The sequence below is a fragment of the Aurantiacibacter sediminis genome, assembly GCF_016019885.1.
Classification (GTDB): Bacteria; Pseudomonadota; Alphaproteobacteria; order Sphingomonadales; family Sphingomonadaceae; genus Alteraurantiacibacter; species Alteraurantiacibacter sediminis.
The window spans coordinates 125,521-151,228 of the sequence record NZ_JAEANY010000002.1; the positions used below are offsets into that span (position 1 = coordinate 125,521).

The following is a 25,708-nucleotide window of genomic DNA, read 5'->3' on the forward strand; positions in this document are numbered from 1 at the left end:
AATGGACCTCGCTCCCGTCTTTGACCAACTGGCGCAATCGATCCGCGAAATTCCGCGATCAGGCCTTTTGCTGGCGGCGTTCGCGGCCATGGTGCTGGGCGTGCTCGGCTCATTCGTTGCGCGGCGTAATCTGGCGCTGGGCCGGGCCATGCGCTTCGGCAGCACGCTGACACTGATCGCCGTGCTTGGCCTAGTCGTGCTGCAGCTTTCTCGCCTCGATCCGCGTTTCGCCATTGCCGTTCCGCAATTCGGCTTTCCCGAGCAGGTGGTCGAGGGGACGGAAACCCGCGTTCCGCTGCATGTCGATGGGCATTATTGGCTGGAGGCCGAAGTGAATGGCCACCGCGCCGCTTTCCTTGTCGATACGGGCGCGACGCTGACTGCCGTTTCCGAACAGACCGCGCAGGCGGCGGGGCTTGAAGCTCTCGATAGCAGCGTGCCCGTGCGGTTACAGACTGCAAACGGCACTGTGGCGGCACACATGACCAATATCGAAGAAATGCGCTTCGGCAATGTTGCGGCGCGCGGGCTCGATGCCGTCATTGCGCCGGGGCTGGGCGATACGAACGTCATCGGCATGAACCTGCTCAACCGCATGGCATCGGTGCGGATCGAAGCGAATGAGCTGATCCTCACGCCCAATAATCCGCAGCCGCCACTCGAAACGCAAGAGTAGCACTTTGCAATTGGCTGGCGGCTGGGGCAGGGCAAAGCCATGATTCGCCGCGCATTGACCAATACCGGCTGGCTTATGGGTGCGCGCGCCATCAATGCCGTGCTCTCCTTGGTCTACCTCGCCATTGCGACGCGCGAGCTTGGTCCCGAGCGTTTCGGCATTTTCGTGATTGCCTTTACGTTTGCGCAGCTGGTGGTGGGCTTTTGCAGCTTCCAGACATGGCAGAGCATCATCCGCTGGGGTCAGGATGATGACGGCCGCAAGACTGCAACAGGCTTTGCCCTCGCTCTCGATAGTTTGACGATCGTCGTGGGGGCGATCCTCGGCGCGCTGATCCTTTTCAATTTCCACGAAGTCCTGCTGCTGCCGGACAAGATGGTCGTGCCCACTTATCTCTTCACGCTCGCATCCCTGCTGGCAATCCGATCGACGCCGATCGGATTGCTGCGCCTGCATGATCGCTATGACCGCGCGGCGATTGCCGATGCGACGACCAGCATCGTTCGCGCCTTAGGCGCCGGAGTTGTCGTGGTGACGCATCCCAGCATCCAGAGTTTCCTGATCGTTTGGGGCGCGGCAGAGGTGCTGACCGCAGCGATTTACTGGTGGCTCGCCGCGCGGACTGAACCGATCCATTGGCAACGCTACAGCCTCAGACGCCTGCCGCGCGAAGCCAAGGCGCGCGGCGAAAAGGTGTGGAGTTTTGCCATCGGCACAAGCCTTACCGGCATTCTCTCCATCGCCAGCCGCCAACTCCTCGTGGTGCTGACCGGCGTATTCGGCGGTGCAGCGCTGGCCGGTGTCTATCGGGTCGCAAACCAGTTGGGCGATGGATTGCTGAAACTCGCCCAGGCGCTGCTGAAAGCGGTCTATCCCGAGCTCGTGCGCAATCCCGATGCGGCAAAGGCCTTGACCACAAAACTCACCCGTATCGCGATATTCACAGGCGTGATCGTGGTCGCCTTCGGCTTGCTTGCGGGTGAGTGGATCATCACCGCAATTGCAGGCCGCGAATATCTCGCAGCTTTCGTGCCCATGATCGTGCTGGCAGGCGCGGCTTCCATAGAGCTGGCAGGTGCAAGCCTCGAAGCTTTGCTCGTCGCGCGCGGCCACGCGATCCGCAACTTCCTGCTGCGTGGCATCCCGCTCGCCATCGGCCTGATTATGCTGCCTTGGCTGATCGACTGGTTCGGCGCGACCGGTGCTGCCCTCGTCGTCCTCGGCACAAGCCTCGCCAGCGTCACCGGCTTTATCCTGGCGACGCGGGATCAGAAGGTCGTCGAAAAAGGGAGATAGTGGCTGGGGTGGCAGGGATCGAACCTGCGAATGGCGATACCAAAAACCGCTGCCTTACCACTTGGCTACACCCCAGCAGAGATGCGTGCATATAACCGCGTGGCTGCGCGGTGCAAGACCGCGCAGCGCACTATTTGCAGGTCAATCCAGATTGAGGCCGTCGAAGTCGGATGCGGAGTGCCGTTCCGGCAGTCTTTTGTCCTCATCACCCCATGAGCGGTTGACCGCGCGCCCGCGCTTGAAACCGGGGCGGGCGGCGATTTCGCCTGCCCAGCGCATCACATTTTCATAGCTTTCGATTTCGAGGAACGTCTTGGCGTCCTCGTAGATCGTGCCCTCGGTGAACGGCACCAGCCAGGGTGCGGTCGCGATATCGGCCACGGTGTAATCGTCTCCGCCAAGGAAGCGCGTTTCGCCGAGCCGCTTGTCCGCGACATCGAACAGCCGCTTTGTTTCCATGGCATAGCGGTTGATCGGATATTCGTATTTCTCGGGCGCATAGGCGTAGAAATGGCCGAAGCCGCCACCGATGAAAGGCGCGCTGCCAATTTGCCAGAACAGCCAGCTGAGCACTTCGACGCGGGTGTGATCGGTGGGCAGGAACTTGCCGAACTTCTCCGCGAGGTGGACAAGGATTGCGCCGCTTTCGAATACGCGGATTTCGCGGTTTCCGCTGCGATCAAGTAAGGCGGGGATCTTCCCGTTAGGATTGATTGCAGTGAAGCCGCTGCCGAATTGGTCGACTTCGGAAATATCGATCAGCCACGCGTCATAATCCGCGTCCGAATGGCCTGCCTCCAGCAATTCTTCAAACATCACCGTGGCCTTCACGCCATTGGGTGTGGCGAGCGAGTAAAGCTGGAAAGGATGCTCTCCCTGCGGAAGCTCCTTCTCATGCCGCGCGCCAGCTGTAGGGCGATTGATATTGGCGAATTTACCGCCGCTTTCCGTGGGCTTCCAGACTTTCGGCGGCGTGTAGGCAGGATCGGCCATTCATATTCTCCTTCATCCAGGAATGCGTTGGCGTGGAGATAGGTCCGCCAGCGAAGCCAGCAACAGAGCTTTGCTTTGGCCTGCCCGCAGTGCGGCTTCACCGGTGCAAAAATCCATAGGAACCGCGTGGCAGATCAAGGCGTTATCCTGCCACGATGGCCAGCGCCCCTCCAAAACTCGTCTATGTCGATGACACGCAGCCCGGCATTACCCGTAAAGGGGCTGGCAAAGGCTGGGCGTATTACCGGCCCGATGGCGACCTGATAAAAGATCGGTTGGAAAAGAAGCGCCTGAATGCGATTGCCCTGCCGCCCGCCTATGTGAATGCGTGGTTTTGCTGCGATCCCAATGGCCACATCCTTGCGACCGGATATGATGCGCGTGGGCGCAAGCAATATCGGTATCACCCTGAATTTCGCGCCTGGCGTGAAGGTGAGAAGTTCGATGGCTGCGTCGCCTTTGGCGAGATGCTGCCCATCCTTCGCGAAAAGGTTCAGAAGGATATGCGTTCACCCAAATTGGGTCGCGACCGGGCGGTGGCGGCGCTCGTGAAACTGCTCGATCTTGGCGCGATCCGGGTCGGCAACACGCATTACGCCAAAGAGAACAAGAGTTACGGTGCAACAACCCTGCAGCATCGCCATGCCGAGGTGACCGGACGAACGTTGCGCCTGCGTTTCACGGCAAAGGGCGGCAAGGAGCGCGATGTGAAGTTGTCCGATGCATCGCTCGCTCGTGTGGTGCGGCTGATGCAGGATCTGAACGGGCAGGAACTGTTTGCCTGGGTCGGTGATGATGGCGCGCCGCAGGATGTCAATTCGGGCCATGTGAACACCTATCTTCGCGAAATCATGGGCGAGAACTTCTCAGCCAAGAATTTCCGCACCTGGCACGCCAGCGTCATGGCCTTTCGCATGCTGGCAGAGGCGGACGAGGTGCTGACGATCAAGGCCGTGCTGGAGCGCGTGGCGGAGCATCTTGGCAATACCCCCGCAGTAACGCGTAAGAGCTATATCCACCCTGCCGTGATCGATCTCGTTTCGAGGCAGGAAGATTGGCGCGCGCAATTGAAACTGCCGCAGGCAACACCGTTTCTCAACGAATATGAGCGTGGACTGATGCAGTTTCTGGAAGACAGCCCGGAGGCAGGCGAATTGCTGGCGGCAGCTGCCTGATCGGCCCTCTGGCACGTTGAGCCGCATCCCGCTAAAGCGCCGCCCATGGCCATTCCGCACCCTCCCACCAATGCTCCCGTGTGTGTCGCTGCGCTCTATCAGTTCACGCGGTTTGAGGATCATGCTGCGCTACGAGAGCCGCTGTTCAGCGTGTGCGAGGCGCAAGGCGTGAAAGGCACGCTGCTGCTTGCCGCCGAGGGGATCAACGGCACGATTGCAGGCTCGCGGAAGGGGATTGCTGCGGTGCTCGAATACATCCGCAGCCTGCCCGGGTGCGAGGCGCTGGAGGTCAAATTCTCGGGCGCGCAGGAGATGCCGTTCCACCGCATGAAGGTGCGCCTCAAACGCGAAATCGTGACCATGGGAGAGCCCGATATCGACCCGCGCGAACATGCCGGCACCTATGTCGATCCGGCGGAATGGAATGCGCTCATCGCCGATCCCGACACCATCGTGATCGATACCCGCAACGACTATGAAGTGGCCATCGGCCAGTTCGACGGTGCGATCGACCCGAAGACCGCCAGCTTCCGTGAATTTCCCGAATGGTTTCGCAGAGAGCGCGAGCGGCTCTTGGGCGAAGGCAAGCAGCCCAAGGTCGCCATGTATTGCACCGGCGGCATTCGCTGCGAGAAATCGACCGCATTCCTCAACAAGGAAGGCGTGTACGAGGTATATCACCTGAAAGGCGGCATCCTCAAATACCTCGAAGAAATCCCGCCAGAGCTGAGCATGTGGAGCGGCCAGTGCTTCGTTTTCGATGAGCGGGTGAGCGTGGGCCATGGCCTCGCGCAGGGGGAATATGGCCTCTGCCGCGCCTGCCGCCGTCCGGTTAGCACGGAAGATGCCGCGTCCGAGCTATACGAAGAAGGCGTCAGCTGCCCGGCCTGCCATGGCGAGCGCACCGAAGAACAGCGCGCCCGTTACCGCGAACGCCAGCGGCAGGAACGCCTTGCTGCCGAACGCGGTGAGGAGCACGTCGGACGTGAGGAGAATCCCGATGGCTGATCGCATACTCTACAGCTTCCGCCGCTGCCCCTATGCGATGCGCGCGCGCATGGCGCTGGTGGTGAGCAAGACGCGTTGCGAATTGCGCGAAGTAAAGCTGTCGGACAAGCCGCAGGCGATGCTCGACGTGTCGCCCAAAGCGACTGTGCCCGTGCTGATGCACAGCGACGGCAGGTTCCTGGAAGAAAGCCTCGACATAATGCGCTGGGCACTCGGCCACACCGATCCCGAAGGCTGGCTGGAGCGCGACGATCCGGAGCTGATCGCCGAGAATGACGGCCCGTTCAAACACGCGCTCGACCATTACAAATACCCGACCCGCTACAACGATTGCGACCCGCTGCCCCACCGCGCCCGCGGCGAGGAATTCCTGGCGAAGCTGGAAGCGCGGATCGCAGGGCAGGGCCAACTATGCGGCGAACAGCGCGGCGTTACAGACGTCGCGATTTTCCCCTTCATCCGCCAATTCGCCAATCACGACCGCAAATGGTTCGACGCGCTCGACCTGCCGCATGTGCAAAAATGGCTGGCGGGGCATTTAGAAAGCACCCTGTTCAAGACTGCAATGCAGCGCGAGAAACCATGGCAGGAGGGTGATGCGCCCATCGCCATGGCGATCTAAGTCTTAGTCGATCTTCATCACCCAGCCATGTGTGTCCTCGACCGTGCCGCGCTGGATGCCGACGAGTTTTTCGCGGATCGTGCCGGTCAGCTGGCCTGGGCCGCCTGAGCCAATGGTGAATTCGAAACCATCGCTCGCCACTTTGCCGACCGATGTCACTACGGCTGCCGTGCCGCAGGCCATCGTTTCGACGAGCTTGCCGCTTTCCGCATCGGCGCGCCACTGGTCGATGGAATACATCTCTTCGCTCACATCGAGGCCTTGCTCTCGCGCGAGAGTCAGGATGGAATCGCGGGTGATGCCGGGCAGGATCGTGCCGCGCAGGGGCGGGGTGATCATGCGGCCATCGTCGAACACGAAGAACAGGTTCATGCCGCCCAGCTCCTCGATCCACTTGCGCTCTGCCGCATCGAGGAACACGACCTGGTCGTGCCCCTTGGCGAAGGCCTCTCCGGTCGGGACGAGGCTGGCGGCGTAATTGCCGCCGCATTTGGCTTCACCCGTGCCGCCGGGGGCCGCGCGGGTGTAATCGCTCACCCACACCGAAACCGCGGGCGCGCCCGATTTGAAGTAATTCCCGGCGGGCGAAAGGATCACGACGAATTTGTATTGCTTGGCCGGACGCACTCCGAGGAATGCCTCGGTCGCGAACATAAAGGGCCGGATGTAGAGCGCGCCGCCCTCCACGCTGGGGAACCAGTCCTTGTCCGCCAGAACCACTTCCTTCACCGCTTCGACGAACAGGTCTTCTGGGAAGTCCGGCATGGCGAGGCGCGCAGCCGACTTGTTGAACCGCGCTGCATTCGCCTCAGGCCGGAACAGAGCCATGCTGCCATCCTGCAGCTTGTATGCCTTCATACCCTCGAAGATTTCCTGCGCGTAATGCAGCACCGATGCCGCCGGATCGAGGGCAATAGGGCCGCGAGGGCCAAGCGTGGGCGAATGCCAGCCTTTGCCCTCGTCGTAGTCCACCGTGATCATGTGGTCGGTGAACAGCGTGCCGAAACCGGGATTGGCGATAGCCTGATCGCGCGTGGCGCCGGGGGCAGGAGCGGGATGGGGAAGGCGTGTGAAATCCATGGGAGGGCGATTAGTGGGGAGCGTGAGTCGAGGCAAGGGTACCTGTCTTCACCATTCGCGCGCGCCGCACTTCGGACAGATCCTCAAGGCATAGGGCCAAAAGAAAATCGGTAGCGATCCGCTTTGGCCGCATAAGCCATGTCCGCAGCGACGAGGCATAAAAACAGTTACCCAGATCGCGATAGCAAGAACCAGAAGACCAGAGGCGGGTAAAATGACAAGTGGCCATTCCGTCGTGAGGGCGAATAGTCCGACCGGAAGCCAAAGAATTGCAAACCAAGGCGAATAGGGCAAGAGCCTGCGCATGTTCATACCTTAATCCGGGCCGCAAAAAATGAGAAGGCCAGCTTCACCTCGGTGAAACTGGCCTTCGCATGGTCAGCGGTCGTTACACCGCCAACGAAGCCTTACTCGGCGAAAAAAGCCTACCGAATATGCTCCGCACGGGTCGTTTCCGACCTCCCTGCTGAACCATGAGACATCGGATCACCTCCTTTCGCGCTTGAAAGCCAAGAGCCGCCTTTTCACCGGGGCCCAAGACCTGCGATCATCGCCGGTCTTGATACCTGTTGTGAATCGCCAGAGTCGGTAAAACAAGTCTTGAATTATCTTTTTTCACAGGGATAATTCGGCGCTTCCCTTCTTACCCCCTACAATCCTCCATCACCCGGGTGATTTCCGGATAGGCGGGGACGTAGATCGGCTGTGTGCCGGAGACATCCACGGCGAAACGGCCTTTGGAAAAGGCGATCGCATCGAGCAGGCTGTCATTGGGTGACAACTCCACCGTGATAAGCTGCGCGACGTCGTTTACCGGTGTGGCAGTCAGTGTGCGGTCCTGTGTTTCAGTGCGGATCAGCATATCGACCTGGCCGCTTGCTGCGCCGGAGCGCGCAATGCCGACGCGGCGCGTGGCCAGATCGCAACGGATGATTAGATCCACCGTATCGGGCGTGCGACCGGTGCCGAAGACGGCGAGCGTTTCCAGCGGCTCTGCCACGTAGGACCAGTCACCCGGCGTCTGCCGCTCATCCTGCCAAGCTTCCACGACCGGTACAGATTCCTGCGGCTGCGCGGCTGGAGGCGCGGCAACGGGTGCTGGCGTCTCGGCGGCTACTGGCGTGGACGGCGGGAGCGGGGTCGGTTCGGGCTCGGGCGCATTGCAGGCGGAAAGCGCCAGTGCGCAGATCAGGGCAGCACTCACCGGATAGGTACTTCTGACGGTGCGATCACCGCATCGGGTGTTTCCTGCGCTATTGGTGCGGCTGCCATTGGATTGCATCGATCGAGTACCCTGCGAATGCCCGGATGGGTGGGAAATTGGGAAGGCTGGCCCTGCGGAGAGGTCAGCATGAAGACACCCCCCTGATCGGCGAGCGACTGGATAATGGCAAGCCCTTGATTCACCTGCGCGGTCAGTTCGGGCAGCACGCCGCCCGATGGCAGCATGTCGATCCGCGCCGCTTCGCCGCCGGCATCAAGCCGCCATGCCTGCGGGCCACCCGCTGTAGCAGCGACCGATAGTGACACCGAGTTGTAAGTCGGATCGCATGTCACAGTGACCGAGGGTCGCTCTCCGGCCTCAGCATATTGCGCGCGCACGCCCATCGCATCCTCGCCGACGGTCCACGATCCGGGGACAAGTGCCGTGCCATCGGGCGCGACGGTTGCAGCTGCACCCGGTGTCAGCACGGGTGCGGGCGCTTCGGCCACGGCCTGCTCGGGCCCTCCCATCTCCGGTTCGGAATTGCATCCGGCGACCAGGATGGCGCACACGGTGATGCAGCAGAAATGCGCGGATTTGCGGCTGAGGTGCACTGGCGATTGAGCCCTTCGCGATAAAGAATCTGGCCTTGCGGCGTGGCTGGCACTATCGCTCACCCGCATGGCCGAAAGCAAGCCTTCACGCAGCCGGATCGATCAAATGCTTGTCGCTCGCGGCGAGGCGGAAAGCCGCACGCGGGCGCAGGCGCTGGTGATGGCGGGGCTGGTATTCGCCGGACCGCCGGGAAAGCTGCAGCGCATTGTAAAGTCCGGCCAGCAAGTGCCTGAAGAATGGTCGATAGAGGTGCGCGGGCGCGACCACCCCTGGGTGGGACGCGGCGGCATGAAGCTGGACCATGCGATCAAACATTTCGGTCTTGATGCGAGCGGCGCGGTGGCGATGGATATTGGCAGTTCGACCGGCGGGTTCACTCAGGTGCTTCTCCATCACGGGGCGGACCACGTCTTCGCGGTGGATGTCGGCACCAACCAGCTCGACTGGAAGCTGCGCCAAGATGATCGGATAACCGTCCTCGAACAGACCAATGCCCGCGCACTTACTCCGCAGCTGATCGATAGACCCTGCGATTGGGTGGTGTGCGATGCGAGCTTTATTGGCCTAGCAAAAGTGCTCGAAGTTCCCCTGCAGCTCGCCGCAACCGATGCGCGGGTGGTGGCACTGATCAAGCCGCAATTCGAAGTCGCCAAGCATGAAGTCGGCAAAGGCGGTATCGTGCGCGATTCTGCGCTGCATACCCGCGTATGCGATGAAGTCAGCCAATGGCTGGAGGAAAGTGGCTGGCGCATCGCGGGCCTCATTGAAAGCCCCATTACAGGCACGGAGGGCAATGTGGAATTCCTCGTGCACGCGGTGCGCGGTTCGTCTAGTTGATTGCGCAGACTGACCTGCCTGCGGACAGTTCGGCGCATGCTCCTTGCCCAAGCGGCGCTGGCTCGTCACAAACCTGCCTCAGACGAATCACTCGTGTCGGAGCCTGAATGAACCGCCTTGCCTCTCCCGCGCAATTGCGTGCCAGCCTGATCCGCTGGGCTCTGTTCCTCGTGCCGCTGACAATGCTGCTCGGCTTTCTCGCAGGCACGGTGGGCGGAGATGCGGACAGCGCGTGGTTCCAGTCGCTCGACAAGCCCGGTATTTTCCCGCCGCCCGCAACGTTCGGCATCGTCTGGACGGTCCTGTACGCGATGATGGGATTCGCCTTTGCGATGGTGTGCGCCGCATGGGGATCGCGCCTGCGCACCTGGGCGATCATCGCCTTTCTCGTGCAATTTGCGATCAACCTCACCTGGTCGCCGATTTTCTTCGGACAGCAGCAGATCGAGGCTGCGCTGTATGTGATTGTCGCGCTGGACGTGGCGCTAGTCGTGACCATCGTGCTGTTCTTCAAAGTGCGCAAATGGGCAGGGATTTTGCTGCTGCCGTATCTGGCGTGGGCCCTGTTCGCGACTGTGCTTAACTGGCAGTTCCTGCAATTGAACCCCGGTGCGGAGCCGATGGATGACACCGGCGCGGTGCAGACTTTTGAAATTTAGGTTGCGCGTTTAGCCCTAAAACCCCACATTCCGCCCATGCAAAGCGAAAACAAAATCATCGCCGATTTCGTCAAAGTTGCCAATTCCGCAGCGGGTACGCTTGCGGGAATGGGCCGTGAAGCGCGGGAGAATGCGCGTGAGAAGATGAAAGAGGCGATGGGCGGCATGGATTTTGTCTCCCGCGAAGAATTCGACGCGGTAAAAGACATGGCCGCGATGGCGCGCGAGAAGGTTGAAATCCTTGAAGCTCGCCTCGCCGCGCTGGAAGCCAAGAGCAAGTAAGCTCCACATCCTCCCAATACCGAGCTAGGTAGCGCTGATGCATATCCGCGCTCCCGCTATCCTCGTCGCCGCTCGCCAGCATGGTGAGACGGCGGTTGTCGCGCGTTTCCTGACGGAAGAATACGGACTGATCGCGGGCTATGTCGCCGGTGGACGGGGGCGGCAGTTGCGGCCTGTGGTCATTCCCGGCAATGCGGTGGACCTGCAGCTATCTGCCAAGTCCGACAGCCAATTGCCTTTCGCCAAGGTGGAACTGACCGCCAGCCGAGGACCGTGGCTGGCCGAGCCTCTGCCCGCTGCAGCGATCGGCTGGATCTGTGCGCTCACTGCCACGGCTTTGCCCGAACGCGAGCCTTATCCCACCTTGTTCGAAGCGCTGTCCGGCACGCTGGATGCGATCTGCCATGCGCCCTCGGCACGCGGTTGGGCTTCGGCACTGGTCGGGTATGAGGCGCTGCTGCTGCGCGAGCTCGGCTATGGCGGGGCAGGCGGCAGGCCTGAAGGTGAGCTTTCCGAGATCATAGAGATAATGGACGCGATGAGCGAGCCGCTCGACCACTACCTGCTTGCCGACCGGCGCGGCGATGTTATGGCGGCGCGCACACGACTGCGCGCCTTGCTGAAACGGATCGCCTGACATGAAAATCGCCCTGTTCCCCGGAGACGGCATAGGCCCTGAAATCATGGACGAGGCGCGGCGGGTTCTCGACGCGCTCGACCTGCCGGGGCTGGTTGTATTCGAAGGCGATGTCGGCGGCATCGCTTACAAGCGGCACGGCCATCCGCTGCCCGAAGAGACATTGACCATGGCGCGCGCTGCCGATGGTGTGCTGTTCGGCGCGGTGGGTGATCCCGAATGCGATAATCTCGAACGCCACCTTCGACCCGAGCAGGCGATCCTAGGCCTGCGCGCCGAACTCGGCCTGTTCGCCAATCTGCGGCCCGCCACGACCTTCGCGGGGCTCGAAGACATGTCCGCACTGAAACCCGAAATTGCCCGCGAAATCGATGTCCTGATCGTGCGTGAGCTCAATGGCGACGTCTATTTCGGCGAAAAGGGTATGCGCGAGACCGCGAACGGCGAGCGCGAGGGCTATGATCTCATGTCCTACGCGGAAAGCGAAGTCCGCCGCATCGCGCATGTCGCCTTTCGTGCCGCTCAGGGGCGCAAGCACAGGCTATGCAGCGTCGACAAGGCCAATGTGTTGGAAACGAGCCAGCTCTGGCGCGATGTGATTATCGAGACCGCCGCCGATTATCCGGAGATCGAGCTCAGCCATATGTATGTCGACAACGCCGCCATGCAACTCGTCAAAAAACCCGGCCAGTTCGATGTGATCGTCACCGGCAATCTCTTCGGCGATATATTGTCCGACCAGGCGAGCATGTGTGTCGGTTCGATCGGCCTCCTCGCCAGCGCGGCGCTGGGTGAGCGGCAGACCGAATTCGGGACTTTCGGCATGTACGAGCCGATCCACGGCAGCGCGCCGGATATCGCCGGGCAGGGCAAGGCCAATCCGATGGCGATGATTCTCTCGCTCGCGATGCTGCTGCGCCACTCGCTGGGGCGTGAGGACGATGCGGTGCGGGTCGAAAACGCCGTCGCAAAGGCGCTGGAAGATGGCGTACTCGGCGGCGATCTGGGTGGCCCTGCCGGAACACGAGAAATCGGCGATGCGGTGCTGGCGCGGCTGTAAATGCGCGGGCCGGTAACCTTATGGTTAACAATTCCCCGTAACCCGGGTGCATGAAGATGAGCCACGAACAGTTTCAACAGCAGATCGAAACCGCAGCCACGCTGGCGAAAGCGCAGAGCTTGCGCCCGCTCGAGCTGGCAATTGTGCTGCCGACGCTGAATGAAAAAGACAACATCGCACCGATGGTCGATCGGCTGGAAGAGGCCTTGGGCCCATCCGGCTGGGAAGCCGTGTTCGTGGACGACAATTCGCATGATGGCACCGCAGAGGAAGCGCGCCGTATCGGCCGCACCGATAGCCGTATTCGCGTGATCCAGCGCATCGGCCGCCGCGGGCTCGCCAGCGCCGCGATTGAAGGCATGTGCGCCACCGCCGCGCCCTATGTCGCGGTGATGGATGCCGATCACCAGCACGATCCCAAACTGCTCATCGATATGCTGGAAGCGGTCAAATCGGGCGAATATGATCTCGCCTATGCCAGCCGTTTTGCCGAAGGCGGCAATGCTGATGGCCTGTCATCGAAAGGCCGCGAAAGCGGCAGCCGTGTCGCCAACGCGCTCGCGCGGAAATTGACCGGCACCGAACTGACCGATGCCATGAGCGGGTTCTTTCTGCTGCGCACGGATCAGCTGCGGAAACAGGCTGGCAACCTTTCGGGCATAGGGTTCAAGATCATGCTCGACATTCTCGCGACCGCCGAGCCGCGTTTGAAAGTGAAGGAATTCCCCTTGAAGTTCGCAGAACGCCTCGCTGGGACAAGCAAACTCGATCACGGCGTGGTGCTCGATTTCGTCGGCGGCCTCGTCGAACGCTATTTCGGCCGCTGGGTGCCCACGCGCTTCGTGCTGTTCGGCATGGTCGGCGGGCTGGGCGTCTTCGTCCACATGGCGGTGCTCGCAGCGATTTATTGGCCTGAGACGATCGGCTTCGGCTGGGCGCAGGCCATCGCGACGATGGTGGCGATGACGTTCAATTTCTGGCTGAACAATTTGCTGACCTATCGCGACAAGAAATTGTCCGGCCCGGATAGCTTCTTCTGGGGCTGGCTGAAATTCTGCGGAGCCTGCTCCGTCGGCGCTTTCGCGAATGTCGCTGTGGCAACCGTGCTGGAGGACCAAGGCCTCGTCTGGTGGGGCGCCGCTCTGATCGGCGTGGTGATCGCGAGCGTGTGGAATTACGCCCTGTCGAGCAAGTTCGTCTGGGGGCGGTTTAGGTAGCGAGCGCGCCACCACTGTTCGTCATCCCAGCGAAAGCTGGGATCGCTACCTTCGAATAACAACGTCCATATCTCGTAGGTACTCCGTCACATACTCCAGAGCTTTCGCATCTCGCTCTCCTTCCGCACACATCTCACTCGCATCAAAGCAATTGTAGAATTCTTCAAAAACGAAACCCTCAAGCGCCTCGTCATCGAACCTCATGGTGCAAAGTGTGCTCCACAGCTTATTGGCAGCCCAGTCACAGAACTCCCACGAGAGAATCTGCATCGCATAGTCGAGAGCCAATTCTCTGGCGACGACTGCAAATGTAGCTTCCACCGAAAGATCGCCTGCTTTCGCCCACGCTTTGATATCTTCCGGTCGAGGCGAAAATCCGCCTTCACGGTACAATGCCAAGAGGTCGCCGAGTGCAGCTCTATATGCAGGCGTCGCTGGAAACTCCATCACCGCCACCCCTCCGTCCAAGCCCAGCGCAGGAAGTCCTGCGGATCATCGAGCGGCGAGGCGGTCAGAATCGGGAACCAGTAGGCGAAAAACGCCAGCGCACCCGCGACGATCACTCCCGGCACCAGCCGCTCACCGCGCTGCCATAGGCGTTCGACGCCCAGCGCCAGCGCGCCGCTGATAAACATGCCCGGCAGGAAATAGTGGAAGTAGAATTGCACCGCCTTGGGTGCGACGACCCATAGGGCCATGCTGACCACATAGAGCAGCACCAGCGCGAGCATGTCCTTGCGCCGCTCTCGCCAGCCTGCCCATGCGCACCAGCCCATCGCAATCAGGCCGAACCACATGGTCACCGGGTTGCCGATCAGCATCACCCCGCGCTGCGCGCCGTCGATACTCTCATAAAGATACCAGATCGCACGGCTGTTTGCCGCCCATTGCCACCACACGCTCTGATAGGGATGGGCCTCCAGCACCTGCGTTTGCAGGCCGAGCATGTTCTGGTGGAGATCGATAAGGCCGGTCGGATTGCCCGATGGCACGGTCCAGAACAGGAAAGGCCAGAAGGTAATGGCATAGATCGCCAGCGGCAGAACACCGAGCCAGATGGCCGCTTCCCACAGCGAAATGCCGGCCACCGGCCAGCCGCGCGTCGAGAGGATCAGGCGGCGGCGCTCAGCCTTCCAGCGAGAGGCGAGGAAGGCAAGGCCAGGCAACATCGCGATGGGAATCGCATTCCATTTGCTCGCCATGGCGCAGCCCAGCGCCACGCCGCAGAGGATCAGCCGCCAGCGGCCCGTCTCATTCTCCCGCACCGCGCCTGCAAACATCCACAAGGCAATCATCAGGAAGCTCACCATGAATACGTCCAGCATGGCGATGCGGGCATGGACGAAGAGCAGAAAATTGGTGCCGACGAAGAGGCCTGTCAGCAGGCTCGCCGCGCGAGTCTGGCTGGAGAACCACGCCGCGCGCATCGCAGCGAAGAGAGCTAACGCGCCGAACAACAGGCTCGGCAGCCGCCAGCCCCACGGATTGTCGCCGAACAGGGCAATCCCCAGTGCGATGATCTGCTTGGCGAGCGGAGGATGCTCGACATTGGTCGCGAGTTCCAGCTCCAACACAGCTCGCGCGGCGGGCAGGTAATGCACCTCGTCGAAATAGGGCGCGGTGGGGATGCCGAGCCTCACCAGCGCGAGGGCCGCAAACACCAGCGCAATCGCGATGTTGAGCGCTATCGGATCGCGCGGATGATCGGGAAGGTCGTGCATCGCTATGCCAGAGCGTTAATGCGGCAAAGGGCGAGAGGCAATTGGCAAACGCGCGCTGTCCCGATAACAGGCGAGCCCATGAAGAAACGCACCGGAACCGATCCCGCCACCACCGGCAAGTGGCGCGCTGCAACGCAGGCCGTGCGCGCAGGAACGCATCGCAGCGAGCATGGCGAGACGTCCGAAGCGCTCTACCTCACCAGCGGTTTCACCTATGATTCCGCAGAGGAAGTGGCCGCGCGCTTCGCGGGTGAAGCCGACGGGATGCAGTACTCCCGCTTCAAGAATCCCACCGTTGAGATGGCGCAGCAACGCATCGCCGCGATGGAAGGCGCAGAAGCGTGCCTGATGCAGGCGAGCGGCATGGCCGCGATGACCTCCTCGCTGCTGTGCATGCTGAGCCAGGGCGATCACGTCGTCGCAGGGCGCGCGGCCTTTGGTTCGTGCCGCTGGATCCTCGACAATGTACTCAACCGCTTCGGCATCACCCACACGGCGATCGACGGGACGGATAATGCAGCTTGGGAAGCCGCCGTGCAGCCCAACACCAAGGCGTTTTTCTTCGAGACTCCGGCGAACCCGACGATGGATCTGGTCGATCTGGAATTCGTGTGCGGCCTCGCGAAAGCCAAAGGCATTACCACGGTGGTCGACAATGCCTTTGCCACCAGCGTGCTGCAAAAGCCCATGAAGTTCGGCGCGGATGTAGTCGCCTATTCCGCCACGAAGCTGATGGACGGGCAGGGCCGCGTGATGGCGGGCGCTGTATGCTCCAGCCGCGAATGGATCGAAGAGTATCTCTCCCCGTTCCAGCGCAACACCGGCCCGATCGTCGCGCCGTTCAACGCATGGGTGGTGATGAAGGGGCTGGAAACGCTCCCCCTCCGCGCCCCCGCACAGAGCAAGAACGCGCTGCAGGTCGCGCAATTCCTCGAGGAAAAGGGCCTTCGCGTTCTCCACCCCGATCTCGCCAGCCATCCGCAGCACGCGCTTGCGCAAAAGCAGATGCTTGCCGCAGGGCCGATTTTCGCCTTTTTCACGCCAGATGGACAGGAACAGGCCATGGCCCTGTGCAACGCGCTGGAGCTGATCGACATCTCCAACAATATCGGCGATTCCAAAACGCTGATGTGCCACCCGGCCAGCACCACCCATTACAATATGGGCGCGGAAGGCCGCGCAGAGGCGGGCATTGCAGACGGCATGCTGCGCATCAATGTCGGCCTCGAAGACCCGCTCGACCTGATCGAGGACCTGGACCGGGCGCTGGGAAAGATCGGTCTCTAAGCCGCGCCGAAGGCCACGCGGCGCGGCCTTGACTTATCCCTGAAATATCGGTCACTTACCTGCAAGGGGAAGGGGGCTTTCATGATTTTCAGGACGTTTACGGGCATTTTTGGCGCATTGGTGTTGTCGTGCCAGCCTGCAATCGCGCAAGATACACAGGCGGCTAAACCCGGAAATTCAAATGCCGAAATCGCGGACAACGGGATGCCGGATGCCATCCCGCTATCGGCGTTTTCCTACAGCTCCGCTTTGGGCGGTGCGCAGCTTTCGCCGGACGGAAATCGGTTTGCCTATGCAGTCCTGCGCGGCGGCGACACCTATATCGAGGTGTACGATTCCGCGACCCTCCAACGCTATTTCCGATTGAACCTCGGGAATGATCAGGACTTCCGCTTTTTTCGCTGGGCCGGGAACGACAAGCTCCTGTTTTCCATGATCGGAACCTATCGCGGGCAGTATCGCTATTCGCGGCTGTTCTATTTCGACATTGAGCGACAGGTGCTGAACCCATTGGTTTCGGACCGGATGGCATTTGTCGGCGACAATATCATCCACTTGGACCCGGCCGGCAATTACCTGCTCACAAGCTTCGGCACATCCTGGGATGAACCGCCATCCGTTTGGCGCTTCGATTTGACGACCGACACTCCGCCGGAACCGGTGCGCGTCGAACAGCGGCAGCGCAGGGTAAGCTCCTGGGTAGCGGACGAAGCGGGCAATGTTCGTATCGGCGTGGGCTTCCACCGCCGTGGCCGCGTCCAGATGCACTATCGTGATGGGCTGGATGGTGAATGGGAGCGTGTGGCGCAAGCCCGTGTAGACGATGAAGAAAGTGGTCTCGATCTATGGGATTTCATGGGCCTGCGGTCGGATTCCGATACAGGCTATTCCATCGGCATCCCTGCAGGCGGCGAACGCGCCGCATTGATGGAGTTCGACTTCAGCACCGGCCAGCCGGGCGATATCGTTTTCGCATCGCCTGATGAAGATGTCGCTTCCGTCATCTTCGATGAGCAAAACAATCCCATCGCCGTGTCCTATCAGGGCGATGAGGCGCGGCGCGAATGGCTCGATCCCGCCATCCGCGACATGCGAGACCAATTGCTGACACGGCTTACGGGGCCGCGTGTCAGCATCCTCGATATTGCAGCCGATCGCTCACGGATGTTGGTGGTGGAACATGGCCCTGCCTATCCGGGCGCTCTCTATGTTTACACGCCGGCTGAGGACAGGCTGCAGCATTTTGCGGAATTTCGTCCGCAGATCGATCGCCGATCGCTCGCAGAGCCTCAGGCCATTCGCTACGATGCGCGCGATGGCACGCCCATTCACGGTTATCTGACATTGCCCGTGGGCCGCGAAGCGAGGGGACTACCGCTGATCGTGATGCCGCATGGCGGGCCTTACGGCGTTCGTGACACCGATAATTACGATGATCGCGTGCAGATGCTGGCCAATCGCGGATATGCGGTCGTGCAGCCGAATTTCCGCGGCTCCGGCGGCTATGGCACGTCTTTCATGGATCTTGGCTGGGGCCAGATCGGGCGACGCATGCAGGATGATCTCGATGATGCGGTGGCTCACTTGGTGGCCGAAGGTATCGCCGACCCGCAGCGCGTTTGCCTAGTCGGCAGTTCCTATGGCGGCTTTGCCGCTGTCTGGGGCGTAATCCGCAATCCGGAGATTTATCGCTGCGCTGCCAGCTGGGCAGGCGTCATGCATTTCGAACGGCAGCTCAATCACGATCGCGACTATCTCTTCGGCCAGAATGCACGAAGGTGGCGCGAGCGCGTGGACGGTGACCAGACCGATTTCGATCTCGATGATGTGTCGCCCGCCGTACAGGTTGAGCGACTGACGCGCCCTGTCCTGCTGGCGCATGGACAGCGGGACAATACGGTGCCTTTCTCACAATACCAATTGATGGTCGGGCGCGCAGAGCGTGCGGATGTTTTGCTCGAAACGCTCGCTCTCGAAGGGTCAGGGCATAATTTCTTCAGCCGCGCGGATGAGGAAACATACCACCGAACGCTGCTCGACTTTCTGGCAGAGCATAATCCGGCGGATTGATCCGCGTAGTTGGCACCTTGGGAAAACCGGGCCACCATCTTTCGCCAAAATGGGTTTTCAAACTTGCGGTTTTTGCTCGCACCCATAGTCTGGGCGCCGTCTGAGGAGAGGGTTTATATGAAGTTTGTCGCCGAGATGGCCGCCATGTTTGGCGCGGCTGTTCTTGCTATGCCCATAACTGCTGCCGCGCAGGATGAAGCTGCGCAGGCGCAGGCGAGCGCATCCGAAATTCCGCCGGAAATCCCGACTTCTGCCTTTGCTTCGCTTTCGATGCTGAGTGGCGCGCGGCTTTCGCCCGATGGCAGCATGATTGCGTTTACAACCATGCATCAGGGATCGCTGTATCTGACTATTTTCAATGCAGAAACGCTGCAATTCATGACCGGCGCTCGGATTGGGGACAAGGACAAATTCAATTGGTTCCGCTGGGTCGGCAACGATCACATCATTTTCTCCGTGCTCCTTTCGGATTCGCGGGAAACCTATTTCTTTTCGCGCATGATGGGGTTCGAGCTTTCGACCGAAGCCTTGCAGCCCGTCGGCCTGCGCCGGATGGCGTATAACGGCGACGAAATTATCCATATCGATCATGACAATGCCGCGGTCCTCGTGGCGATGCAGAATGGCTTGAACAATTACCCGGATGTCTATCGTTTCGATCTGAACACTCTCAGCGCTGGTGAGCCGGACGGCGTAATTGTCCAGCGGCGTGACGTGCCGATTGTCGACTGGATCACGGACGAGACTGGTGCCGTGCGTATGGGCGTAGGCCGGGCGAGGGGTGGGCGCTATTTCCTTCGCTATCGCGGCTCGGGTGAGGGCGGCTTCGACACGATTGCGGAAACACGCGCCGATGCCGAAAATGCTTTTGACTATTGGGATATCAGGGGCATGCGCGCTGGCAGCGACACTGCCTATGTGCTCGCTCGCCCGACAGGTGCGGATCGTAACGCATTGATGGAATTCGACCTTACCACGGGCACGCCGGGCGCAGTGGTTTTCCAGTCCGAGGATGCGGATGTCTCTTCGGTCTATTTCGATGATGCGGGCGAACCCATCGCTGTCGGATATTTAGGCGATGCATTCCGCCGCGATTGGATCGATCCCGACCTGCGCGATATGCGAGAGGCACTTGGCCGCGCCTTGCCAGGTAGCTGGGTGACGATACTCGACTGGTCTGAAGACCGCGAAAGGATGCTGATCCTGCAATCGGGCCCGGCAGATCCCGGCGCGCTTTACGTTTTCACACCCGGCGAAAACCATCTGCAGCTGTTTTCCGAATACCGCCCGCAAGTGCCCGCAGGCCTGCTCGTCGAGCCGACCGCTCTCCGCTACGACGCACGCGACGGCACATCGATCCATGCCTATCTCACCCTGCCACGCGGCCGCGCGCCGGAAGGCCTGCCGTTGATCGTGCACCCGCATGGCGGACCATACGGCATTCGCGATACCGATCGCTACAATGACATGGTGCAATTGCTGGCGAACCGCGGATACGCAGTCATCCAGCCAAACTTCCGCGGCTCCGGCGGCTTCGGCGAAGAGTTCGAATTGCTCGGCAACGGCCAGATCGGCCGCAAGATGCAGGATGATCTGGACGATGCCGTGGCTCATCTCGCGGCGGAAGGCATCGTCGATCCCAACCGTGTGTGCATGATCGGCTCCAGCTATGGTGGCTATGCGGCCATGTGGGGGGTGATCCGCAATCCGGAAATCTATCGCTGTGCAGTAAGTTTTGCCGGCGTGACCCATTTCGAACGGCAGCTGAATTACGACAGCGATTACCTCTTCGGTCGCAATCGCGGGCGCTGGTGGGACAGGGTCGATGGCGATCAGACCAATTTCGATCTCGACGATGTCTCGCCCGCGGTGCAAGTCGAACGGCTGACGCGGCCGCTGCTACTGGTGCATGGCGAGGAAGACGAGATCGTTCCCTTCAGCCAATATGAGCTGATGGTGAGCCGCGCCGAACGCGCCAATGTCGCAATTGAGACGCTGACTTTCGAGGAATCGGGCCACAACTTCACTTCCGAAGAGGACGAGCAGGCCTATTACGATGCCATCGTCGCTTTCTTGTCGGAGCATAATCCGGCGGATTGATCGGCATAAGGCGAGCTGGGAGGATTACCGCAGAAAGCCCCCTTGAGACTGCGCCGAAACGCGCTACCTTTTGGGGCATGACAGTTTCAGCCATCGAGTCCCTGTTCCAGCATGTCGCGATTACGCATGGCATCACCGTGCGCGTATCGGTCAATTTCATGCCCGAACAATCGCGCATCAGCGCAGGGCGCTGGTTCTGGGTCTACCACATCCGGATCGAGAATGGCCGCGAAGACAGCGTTCAGCTGAAAACGCGCCATTGGCGGATCACCGATGCCGAAGGCATGGTCAATATCGTCAGCGGCGATGGCGTGGTGGGCGAAACCCCGCATCTCGCGCCGGGGCAAACGCATGATTACGTGTCCGGCTGCGAGCTTTCGACCAATCACGGCTCGATGGAAGGGTTTTATACCTTTGAAGCCGAAGGCGGAGAGCCGGTAGAAGTCGCGATCCCGTTTTTCCCGCTCGCTGCCCCTGCTGAGGAAGCGAAGTAAATCCTTCTCCCTTGATGGGAGAAGGATACGGGAGCTTGGCGCATAGCGCCTAGCGGACCTTGGAAGAGGGTGATGGCGATGGGCTCTTCACCCTCTCCCGAGCTACGGTAGGCCAGCAAGCTGGCAACCTTCGCTAGCCCTCTCCCGTCGAGGGAGAGGGGCGCGATTTATCTTATGCGGCTCGGCGCAATCAGCACACTATTCGCGAGCAGCATATCCAGTCCATCGAGATACCCGCGAACCGTGGGATCATGCGCGAAACCGATCGCGAGGCCGCGACCGTTCGGCTGGGCGATCATGTATGGCTTGAACGCCATCTGGCGGCGGTTTTCATCCCAGACATAACCTGATGCGACCAGATCGTCGGGCCCGGCGTAGCGCACCACATTCACCCCGTCGGACAGGGTCAGCGGAGTGAGGATCAGCGATCCGTTTGCGAATACCGTGGGGGCCGATCCGTCGTAACCTGCGGCGAGGAAATTCTCGCCATCCACCACCGTGTTGAGCAATGCGCCGGGCAGGGTGTCGGGGCGGCGCGTCTGGTCGAGGATCGCTTCGCGGTAATCATCCGCATCCTCGAACGCCACGCCGGGAGCGCTGCTGCCGTCTGCCTCTTCTTCCTTCGGATCGCCGCCGAGCACGGTCTCGCGCTGCGTGGCGAAAAGTGCATCATCGCCGTTGGCAAAGCTGGCGAGCGAATTGCCGTAAGTCACCAGCACGCCGCCATTGTTCACGAAGCTGGCGATGGCAGAGCGGGCCGCAGAGGGCAGGCCGAAGCTGTCCGTCACCAGCACGACGTCGAATTCGCCAAGCTCTGCGCGCGCCACGTTGTCGACCCTGATCGGCGCGACGGGCAGGCCGAAGCGTTGCTCGATCACGTAGCGGCTCGCGCCCGCAGAGAGCGGCGAGATATTGCCGTCCCACAGCATCGCGATGCGCGGGGTCTGAAGCAGCACGAAGCTGTCACTGCCAAGATTGGGGCCGTCATCCACCCAGCTTGAGGCAAGCGGGCGGGTCTCTGCACCAATCTCGCGCGCCAGTTCCACCAGCGTGTCGAGCGAGCCACCATTTTCGGCCAGAGTGAACACCACCGATCCGCGCGGGAAAGTCTCACCGTTTACGGTAAAGGCCGTATCGGTTGAGCGGCCCCGCAGGCCAGCCTGCAGCGCGCGGGCGACAAGTTGCACCTGCCCGCTATCGGTCCATGGCACGGCGATGCCAAAAGCGCCCGAAGCGTCAGCGCGGTTCGGCAAAGGCGCATCAGCGCTTACCGCAACACCGCTCGCGGCAGAGCTGCATTCGGTGATGTCGAGCCCGCTCATCTGACCGACAGACCACGCGGTCGTGTCGTAAATCTCATGCGGCAAGTCGCTTGAGCGGCGATCTTCCTGCGCCTGGATGAAATCGGCAGGCAATTGCACATCGCGATCGAGCAAAGTGCGGATCAGGCGCGCGCTTGGCTGGCGCATGCTGATCGAAAGATAGCCCTCAGGATAGCTTCGCCCGCATGCGCTGGCAGGCCCGGCCACGCGGCCCACGGCAATGCCCTGATGCACGAGGCGGCGAGCGAGGCTTTCCGCATTCCAAGTGCGATCAGCCAAATCGATCACGAACCACCCGCTTCCCACTGCACCTGCTGCGGCGCTGCGGCGATATTCAGCGTAATCGCCTAGAAACAGATTGGCATTTCGCGCCACTGTCTCGGCCGTGGCCAGCGACGTGATGAAATTGTTACGGACGCCTTCGCCGTAGGTGAGGATTTCGCCATTATCGCGCTCCCACACCAGGCCGCGCGCGCTGCTCTGCTCGAACGTCATCGCAATCGCGCCGTTCAGCGTCGGCCACGTATCGCCATAGCCGGGATAAAAAGCGTCGAAGACTTCGCGCGTGTAATACGGCTCCCCAATCCGGTCCATCCACGCGGCCATGTTCCGGCCGAGCAAGCCCTGCCGCTCACGCTGGGCGGCGGTGATATAGGGATTGAAGGGGTCGGCGCTCGGCGGGAAGAAATAGGTGCTGTCGCCGCCCATTTCGTGACTGTCCACCAGCACGACCGGATTCCATGAACGCACCGCCGCCACCTTGCCGCGCGTTTCGGGCTGGGTGAGCGCGAACCAATCCCGGTTAAGGTCGAACAGATAATGATTGAAGCGACCGCCCGGCCAAGGCTGGTCATGCCCCGCCGTGTAGCGATTGCCCGATGGCGCAATGCCAAGCTGCGCGTAATAGGAATTGGTGAAGCGTGCGCGCCCGTCCGGGTTCTGGCTGGGATCGATAATCACAACGCTATTGGCAAGGATCGTATCGACCAGCTCATCACCTTGGGCTGCCAGCAAATGATACGCGACGACGAGGGACGAATCCACCGGGCTGATTTCATCGCCATGCACGCCGTAGGACAGCCAGGTGACCGGAAGACTGTCCGGCCCCGGTGCGCCGCCATCTGCAATGCGCTGCATTTCCGCCTGGATAGCATCGATGCGCTGCATGTTCGCAGCGCTGGTGATGATGGCATAGACCAGCGGGCGACCTTCCCAGCTGGTGGCATATTCCACAATCCGCATCCGATCCGGCGCAGCTTCCTCCAGCGCTTCCATATAGCGCAGCACCATTTCGGGCCGGGTGATCTGCTCACCGGAGCGATGGCCTGCCACCTCTTCCAAGGTCGGAATGCCGTCGTCGAAATTGCCTTCAAGGAAGCTTTGCGCCGCCGCGGGTGAAACCATCATGGCAATTGAAGCGAAAGCAGCAAGCAGCAGGCGAAACATGCGATTCTCCGATGGAGGGAAATTTGACAAAGGTCTGCGCACTTGCTCCCGCGCGGTCAAGCATCTTGCCGCAGCGCGCCATCATCCATAAAGCCCCGCCTTGGAAACAGAGATGAAACGCACACACCTTCCCCTGAACGCCCTGCGCGTATTCGATGCCGCCGCCCGGCATTTGAGCTTCACCCGCGCGGCAGACGAGCTGGCGGTGACGCCCGCTGCCGTGGGCCAACAGATCCGCGCGCTGGAAGATGTGCTGGGTGTGGTCCTTTTCCGCCGCACTTCAAGAGGCTTGGAGTTGACCGATGAAGCCGCCGCCGGTTTAGACTCCCTGCGCGACGGCTTTCTGAAATTCGAAGAAAGCGTGCAGGCGATGCAGGCCGGGCAAGCGAGCAGCAAATATTCGATCGCCGCCCCGCGCGAATTCTACGCCCAATGGCTAGCGCCCAAGCTCGCCGAATTCCGGCGCGAAAACCCGGATATCACCATCGTGCTGACATCGGATGAGAACGCCGATTTCACCGAGAGCAATCTGGATCTCGCCATAAGGCTGATCGATGGCCCGGGCGATCTGGAAGGTGTGCAACTGGTCGATGGCTGCAAGGTCGAGGTGAAAGCCCCCGGCGCGCCCGATAGCTGGATCAGCTGGCCCACCTATCCCGCGCCCGAAGGATCGGACGTGGTCCTCTCGGTCGGCAATGCGGGGCAAGTCCTCTCCTCTGCACTTGCCGGGATCGGCCATGCCTATCTTCCGCTGCCGCTAGTGGAAGACTGCATCGCCGAAGGAAAACTCGAAAGGGTCGGCCAACCGGCAGACTGCCGCCAGGCCTACTGGCTAGTCGCCCCGCGCCCGCAATGGCGACAGAAAAAGGTGAAAGCGCTGGTCGCGTTTCTGGTGAGCTGACCATCGCTTTCAAAATTCGCGATGCTTGTTCGGTTCGCGCGCACTTCTTACGTGTAGGATTACAACATGTCCTACTGGCCGCTCATCCTGATCGCCCTCGTCGTGCTGGGCCTCATCTACCGCAGCATTGCGCGGAGGCGAAAGCGAGCGCGGCTTCTTGTTACGCCGCTTACCGATGAACAGCGCACGGTAATCGACCGACTTGTCCCGATGCTGCGCCACTTGCCGGAAGAGCTGCGCCCGGCGCTTGAAGGCAGGATCAATCTCTTCCTCGATCAGATTACCTTCCATGGCAGCGGCGGGCTTGAGCTGAAGGAGCGGATGCGGCTGTCCATTGCGGCGCAGGCGTGCCTGTTGGTGGTCAACAGCCCGGTCTGGTTCGAAACGCTGCGCACCGTGCTGGTCTATCCGGCTGGCTTCGATACCGGGCGCGGCATGCATGATGGATACGTGGTGCATGAGCCTGCTTCTGCGACTTTGGGCGAAAGCTGGGACAGGGGGCCTGTCGTACTCTCTTGGGATGACGCGCTTCGCGGCGGGCTCGATCCGAATGACGGGCACAATGTCGTGATCCACGAATTCGCGCACCAGCTAGACGCGCTGACCGGCAACACCAATGGCATCCCGATCCTGCGTAAAGGGCAACGCTATGATCGGTGGGAGAAAGCCATGCTCGAAGCCTATGAAGGCCATGTCGAAAGGCTCGATCGCGGCGAGCAAACCTTGATCGATCCCTATGGCGCGACCAACCACCAGGAATTCTTCGCCGAGGCGACGGTGACCTTCTTTGAGAGGCCGCAAGCAATGCGGCGTGAGGAGCCTGCGCTCTACGAGCAATTGGCGGAGCTGTTTGCGCTCGACCCGGCAGAGTGGCGCTAAGGCAATTGCCTACATAGGGGGCAGAAGCTTTCAAGGGCCAGAGCCTTGGCAAAAGCGTGGAAAAGGCGCACGCCTTCAGTCTGCGATTGGGTGGTTTGCCGACCGTCCGGTTTCGGCAGGACATCCA

The 25,708-nt window shown here is 61.1% G+C and carries 24 protein-coding genes and 1 tRNA gene; 17 read left to right on the forward strand and 8 right to left on the reverse strand.

Annotated elements, in window-relative coordinates:
* The first annotated feature begins 1 nt into the window (after nucleotide 1).
* Both I5L03_RS06105 and I5L03_RS06110 read left to right on the forward strand, forming a co-directional pair.
* Complete coding sequence (locus tag I5L03_RS06105) at nucleotides 2-676, forward strand: retropepsin-like aspartic protease family protein (RefSeq protein ID WP_197920870.1); 675 nt, start codon at nucleotides 2-4, stop codon at nucleotides 674-676.
* 39 nt (nucleotides 677-715) lie between these two features.
* Nucleotides 716-1,972: a lipopolysaccharide biosynthesis protein gene (locus I5L03_RS06110; protein WP_197920871.1), complete on the forward strand. Its 1,257-nt coding sequence runs from the start codon at nucleotides 716-718 to the stop codon at nucleotides 1,970-1,972.
* On the opposite strand, the gene I5L03_RS06115 is transcribed toward I5L03_RS06110, so the two are convergent.
* Together I5L03_RS06115 and yghU are read right to left on the reverse strand one after the other, a co-directional pair.
* Nucleotides 1,973-2,047, reverse strand: a tRNA-Gln gene (locus I5L03_RS06115).
* A gap of 66 nt (nucleotides 2,048-2,113) precedes the next feature.
* Entirely contained in the window at nucleotides 2,114-2,965 is an 852-nt protein-coding gene (yghU, locus tag I5L03_RS06120) for a glutathione-dependent disulfide-bond oxidoreductase (RefSeq protein WP_197920872.1), read from the reverse strand.
* Between the two features lie 155 nt (nucleotides 2,966-3,120).
* Between yghU and I5L03_RS06125 the strand changes: the two genes are divergently transcribed.
* From I5L03_RS06125 to I5L03_RS06135, 3 genes are read left to right on the forward strand one after another with little or no spacing between them, the layout of a single operon-like run.
* Nucleotides 3,121-4,140: a DNA topoisomerase IB gene (locus I5L03_RS06125; RefSeq protein WP_197920873.1), complete on the forward strand. Its 1,020-nt coding sequence runs from the start codon at nucleotides 3,121-3,123 to the stop codon at nucleotides 4,138-4,140.
* Between the two features lie 45 nt (nucleotides 4,141-4,185).
* On the forward strand, nucleotides 4,186-5,148 hold the full coding sequence (trhO, locus tag I5L03_RS06130; protein ID WP_197920874.1) for an oxygen-dependent tRNA uridine(34) hydroxylase TrhO: 963 nt from the start codon (nucleotides 4,186-4,188) through the stop codon (nucleotides 5,146-5,148).
* Complete coding sequence (locus tag I5L03_RS06135; RefSeq protein WP_197920875.1) at nucleotides 5,141-5,770, forward strand: glutathione S-transferase; 630 nt, start codon at nucleotides 5,141-5,143, stop codon at nucleotides 5,768-5,770. The genes trhO and I5L03_RS06135 overlap by 8 nt, the downstream gene beginning before the upstream one ends.
* Nucleotides 5,771-5,773: 3 nt before the next feature.
* Here the strand turns inward: I5L03_RS06135 and I5L03_RS06140 are convergent, their stop codons facing one another.
* The 3 genes from I5L03_RS06140 to I5L03_RS06150 form a co-directional block, all read right to left on the reverse strand.
* Nucleotides 5,774-6,850 (reverse strand): branched-chain amino acid aminotransferase, encoded by a 1,077-nt coding sequence (locus I5L03_RS06140; RefSeq protein ID WP_197920876.1) that lies wholly within the window; start codon nucleotides 6,848-6,850, stop codon nucleotides 5,774-5,776.
* 643 nt (nucleotides 6,851-7,493) lie between these two features.
* Complete coding sequence (locus I5L03_RS06145; RefSeq protein ID WP_197920877.1) at nucleotides 7,494-8,054, reverse strand: hypothetical protein; 561 nt, start codon at nucleotides 8,052-8,054, stop codon at nucleotides 7,494-7,496.
* Complete coding sequence (locus tag I5L03_RS06150; protein WP_197920878.1) at nucleotides 8,051-8,668, reverse strand: hypothetical protein; 618 nt, start codon at nucleotides 8,666-8,668, stop codon at nucleotides 8,051-8,053. The genes I5L03_RS06145 and I5L03_RS06150 overlap by 4 nt, the downstream gene beginning before the upstream one ends.
* Nucleotides 8,669-8,735: 67 nt before the next feature.
* On the opposite strand from I5L03_RS06150, the gene I5L03_RS06155 reads away from it, so the two are divergent.
* The 6 genes from I5L03_RS06155 (at nucleotide 8,736) to I5L03_RS06180 (ending at nucleotide 13,361) form a co-directional block, all read left to right on the forward strand.
* Nucleotides 8,736-9,506, forward strand: a complete 771-nt coding sequence (locus tag I5L03_RS06155; protein WP_234035109.1) for a TlyA family RNA methyltransferase — start codon at nucleotides 8,736-8,738, stop codon at nucleotides 9,504-9,506.
* A 107-nt stretch (nucleotides 9,507-9,613) separates the two neighbouring features.
* A complete protein-coding gene (locus I5L03_RS06160) occupies nucleotides 9,614-10,165 on the forward strand; it encodes a TspO/MBR family protein (RefSeq protein ID WP_197920879.1) in 552 nt (183 codons plus the stop codon).
* Nucleotides 10,166-10,201: 36 nt separating this feature from the next.
* Nucleotides 10,202-10,447, forward strand: coding sequence for an accessory factor UbiK family protein (locus I5L03_RS06165; protein ID WP_197920880.1), 246 nt, complete (start codon nucleotides 10,202-10,204; stop codon nucleotides 10,445-10,447).
* Nucleotides 10,448-10,484: 37 nt separating this feature from the next.
* Nucleotides 10,485-11,084: a DNA repair protein RecO gene (gene recO, locus I5L03_RS06170; RefSeq protein WP_197920881.1), complete on the forward strand. Its 600-nt coding sequence runs from the start codon at nucleotides 10,485-10,487 to the stop codon at nucleotides 11,082-11,084.
* A 1-nt stretch (nucleotide 11,085) separates the two neighbouring features.
* Nucleotides 11,086-12,144 carry a 3-isopropylmalate dehydrogenase gene (leuB, locus tag I5L03_RS06175; protein ID WP_197920882.1) on the forward strand — a complete coding sequence of 353 codons (1,059 nt, stop codon included), beginning with the start codon at nucleotides 11,086-11,088 and terminating at the stop codon, nucleotides 12,142-12,144.
* A gap of 50 nt (nucleotides 12,145-12,194) precedes the next feature.
* Nucleotides 12,195-13,361: a glycosyltransferase family 2 protein gene (locus I5L03_RS06180; RefSeq protein ID WP_197920883.1), complete on the forward strand. Its 1,167-nt coding sequence runs from the start codon at nucleotides 12,195-12,197 to the stop codon at nucleotides 13,359-13,361.
* 45 nt (nucleotides 13,362-13,406) lie between these two features.
* Here the strand turns inward: I5L03_RS06180 and I5L03_RS06185 are convergent, their stop codons facing one another.
* On the reverse strand, nucleotides 13,407-13,808 hold the full coding sequence (locus I5L03_RS06185; RefSeq protein WP_197920884.1) for a hypothetical protein: 402 nt from the start codon (nucleotides 13,806-13,808) through the stop codon (nucleotides 13,407-13,409).
* Complete coding sequence (locus I5L03_RS06190) at nucleotides 13,808-15,082, reverse strand: glycosyltransferase family 39 protein (protein ID WP_197920885.1); 1,275 nt, start codon at nucleotides 15,080-15,082, stop codon at nucleotides 13,808-13,810. The genes I5L03_RS06185 and I5L03_RS06190 overlap by 1 nt, the downstream gene beginning before the upstream one ends.
* A 78-nt stretch (nucleotides 15,083-15,160) precedes the next feature.
* Here I5L03_RS06190 and I5L03_RS06195 point away from each other — a divergent pair, with 78 nt between their 5' ends.
* From I5L03_RS06195 to apaG, 4 genes are all read left to right on the forward strand, one after another.
* Nucleotides 15,161-16,369 (forward strand): trans-sulfuration enzyme family protein, encoded by a 1,209-nt coding sequence (locus I5L03_RS06195; RefSeq protein WP_197920886.1) that lies wholly within the window; start codon nucleotides 15,161-15,163, stop codon nucleotides 16,367-16,369.
* A gap of 81 nt (nucleotides 16,370-16,450) precedes the next feature.
* The gene (locus tag I5L03_RS06200; protein WP_197920887.1) at nucleotides 16,451-18,439 is read left to right on the forward strand and encodes an alpha/beta hydrolase family protein; all 1,989 of its coding nucleotides are present in this window, start codon (nucleotides 16,451-16,453) and stop codon (nucleotides 18,437-18,439) included.
* A 117-nt stretch (nucleotides 18,440-18,556) separates the two neighbouring features.
* The gene (locus tag I5L03_RS06205) at nucleotides 18,557-20,539 is read left to right on the forward strand and encodes an alpha/beta hydrolase family protein (RefSeq protein ID WP_197920888.1); all 1,983 of its coding nucleotides are present in this window, start codon (nucleotides 18,557-18,559) and stop codon (nucleotides 20,537-20,539) included.
* 92 nt (nucleotides 20,540-20,631) lie between these two features.
* Complete coding sequence (apaG, locus tag I5L03_RS06210) at nucleotides 20,632-21,033, forward strand: Co2+/Mg2+ efflux protein ApaG (protein WP_197921477.1); 402 nt, start codon at nucleotides 20,632-20,634, stop codon at nucleotides 21,031-21,033.
* Nucleotides 21,034-21,200: 167 nt separating this feature from the next.
* On the opposite strand, the gene I5L03_RS06215 is transcribed toward apaG, so the two are convergent.
* Nucleotides 21,201-23,762 (reverse strand): M14 metallopeptidase family protein, encoded by a 2,562-nt coding sequence (locus tag I5L03_RS06215; protein ID WP_234035112.1) that lies wholly within the window; start codon nucleotides 23,760-23,762, stop codon nucleotides 21,201-21,203.
* A 151-nt stretch (nucleotides 23,763-23,913) separates the two neighbouring features.
* Between I5L03_RS06215 and I5L03_RS06220 the strand changes: the two genes are divergently transcribed.
* Together I5L03_RS06220 and I5L03_RS06225 are read left to right on the forward strand one after the other, a co-directional pair.
* A complete protein-coding gene (locus I5L03_RS06220; protein ID WP_197920890.1) occupies nucleotides 23,914-24,702 on the forward strand; it encodes a LysR family transcriptional regulator in 789 nt (262 codons plus the stop codon).
* A gap of 66 nt (nucleotides 24,703-24,768) precedes the next feature.
* Complete coding sequence (locus I5L03_RS06225; RefSeq protein WP_197920891.1) at nucleotides 24,769-25,581, forward strand: M90 family metallopeptidase; 813 nt, start codon at nucleotides 24,769-24,771, stop codon at nucleotides 25,579-25,581.
* Nucleotides 25,582-25,708 lie beyond the last annotated feature (127 nt).

Bases quoted from the DNA above. Each gene is read 5' to 3' on its own strand.
- I5L03_RS06190 (WP_197920885.1), bottom strand. From the start codon at position 15,082: ATGCACGACCTTCCCGATCATCCGCGCGATCCGATAGCGCTCAACATC.
- recO (WP_197920881.1), top strand. From the start codon at position 10,485: ATGCATATCCGCGCTCCCGCTATCCTCGTCGCCGCTCGCCAGCATGGT.
- I5L03_RS06220 (WP_197920890.1), top strand. From the start codon at position 23,914: ATGAAACGCACACACCTTCCCCTGAACGCCCTGCGCGTATTCGATGCC.
- trhO (WP_197920874.1), top strand. From the start codon at position 4,186: ATGGCCATTCCGCACCCTCCCACCAATGCTCCCGTGTGTGTCGCTGCG.
- I5L03_RS06225 (WP_197920891.1), top strand. From the start codon at position 24,769: ATGTCCTACTGGCCGCTCATCCTGATCGCCCTCGTCGTGCTGGGCCTC.
- I5L03_RS06185 (WP_197920884.1), bottom strand. From the start codon at position 13,808: ATGGAGTTTCCAGCGACGCCTGCATATAGAGCTGCACTCGGCGACCTC.
- I5L03_RS06165 (WP_197920880.1), top strand. From the start codon at position 10,202: ATGCAAAGCGAAAACAAAATCATCGCCGATTTCGTCAAAGTTGCCAAT.
- I5L03_RS06125 (WP_197920873.1), top strand. From the start codon at position 3,121: ATGGCCAGCGCCCCTCCAAAACTCGTCTATGTCGATGACACGCAGCCC.
- I5L03_RS06105 (WP_197920870.1), top strand. From the start codon at position 2: ATGGACCTCGCTCCCGTCTTTGACCAACTGGCGCAATCGATCCGCGAA.
- I5L03_RS06195 (WP_197920886.1), top strand. From the start codon at position 15,161: ATGAAGAAACGCACCGGAACCGATCCCGCCACCACCGGCAAGTGGCGC.
- I5L03_RS06110 (WP_197920871.1), top strand. From the start codon at position 716: ATGATTCGCCGCGCATTGACCAATACCGGCTGGCTTATGGGTGCGCGC.
- I5L03_RS06180 (WP_197920883.1), top strand. From the start codon at position 12,195: ATGAAGATGAGCCACGAACAGTTTCAACAGCAGATCGAAACCGCAGCC.
- leuB (WP_197920882.1), top strand. From the start codon at position 11,086: ATGAAAATCGCCCTGTTCCCCGGAGACGGCATAGGCCCTGAAATCATG.
- I5L03_RS06135 (WP_197920875.1), top strand. From the start codon at position 5,141: ATGGCTGATCGCATACTCTACAGCTTCCGCCGCTGCCCCTATGCGATG.
- yghU (WP_197920872.1), bottom strand. From the start codon at position 2,965: ATGGCCGATCCTGCCTACACGCCGCCGAAAGTCTGGAAGCCCACGGAA.
- I5L03_RS06140 (WP_197920876.1), bottom strand. From the start codon at position 6,850: ATGGATTTCACACGCCTTCCCCATCCCGCTCCTGCCCCCGGCGCCACG.
- I5L03_RS06160 (WP_197920879.1), top strand. From the start codon at position 9,614: ATGAACCGCCTTGCCTCTCCCGCGCAATTGCGTGCCAGCCTGATCCGC.
- I5L03_RS06205 (WP_197920888.1), top strand. From the start codon at position 18,557: ATGAAGTTTGTCGCCGAGATGGCCGCCATGTTTGGCGCGGCTGTTCTT.
- I5L03_RS06200 (WP_197920887.1), top strand. From the start codon at position 16,451: ATGATTTTCAGGACGTTTACGGGCATTTTTGGCGCATTGGTGTTGTCG.
- I5L03_RS06215 (WP_234035112.1), bottom strand. From the start codon at position 23,762: ATGATGGTTTCACCCGCGGCGGCGCAAAGCTTCCTTGAAGGCAATTTC.
- I5L03_RS06155 (WP_234035109.1), top strand. From the start codon at position 8,736: ATGGCCGAAAGCAAGCCTTCACGCAGCCGGATCGATCAAATGCTTGTC.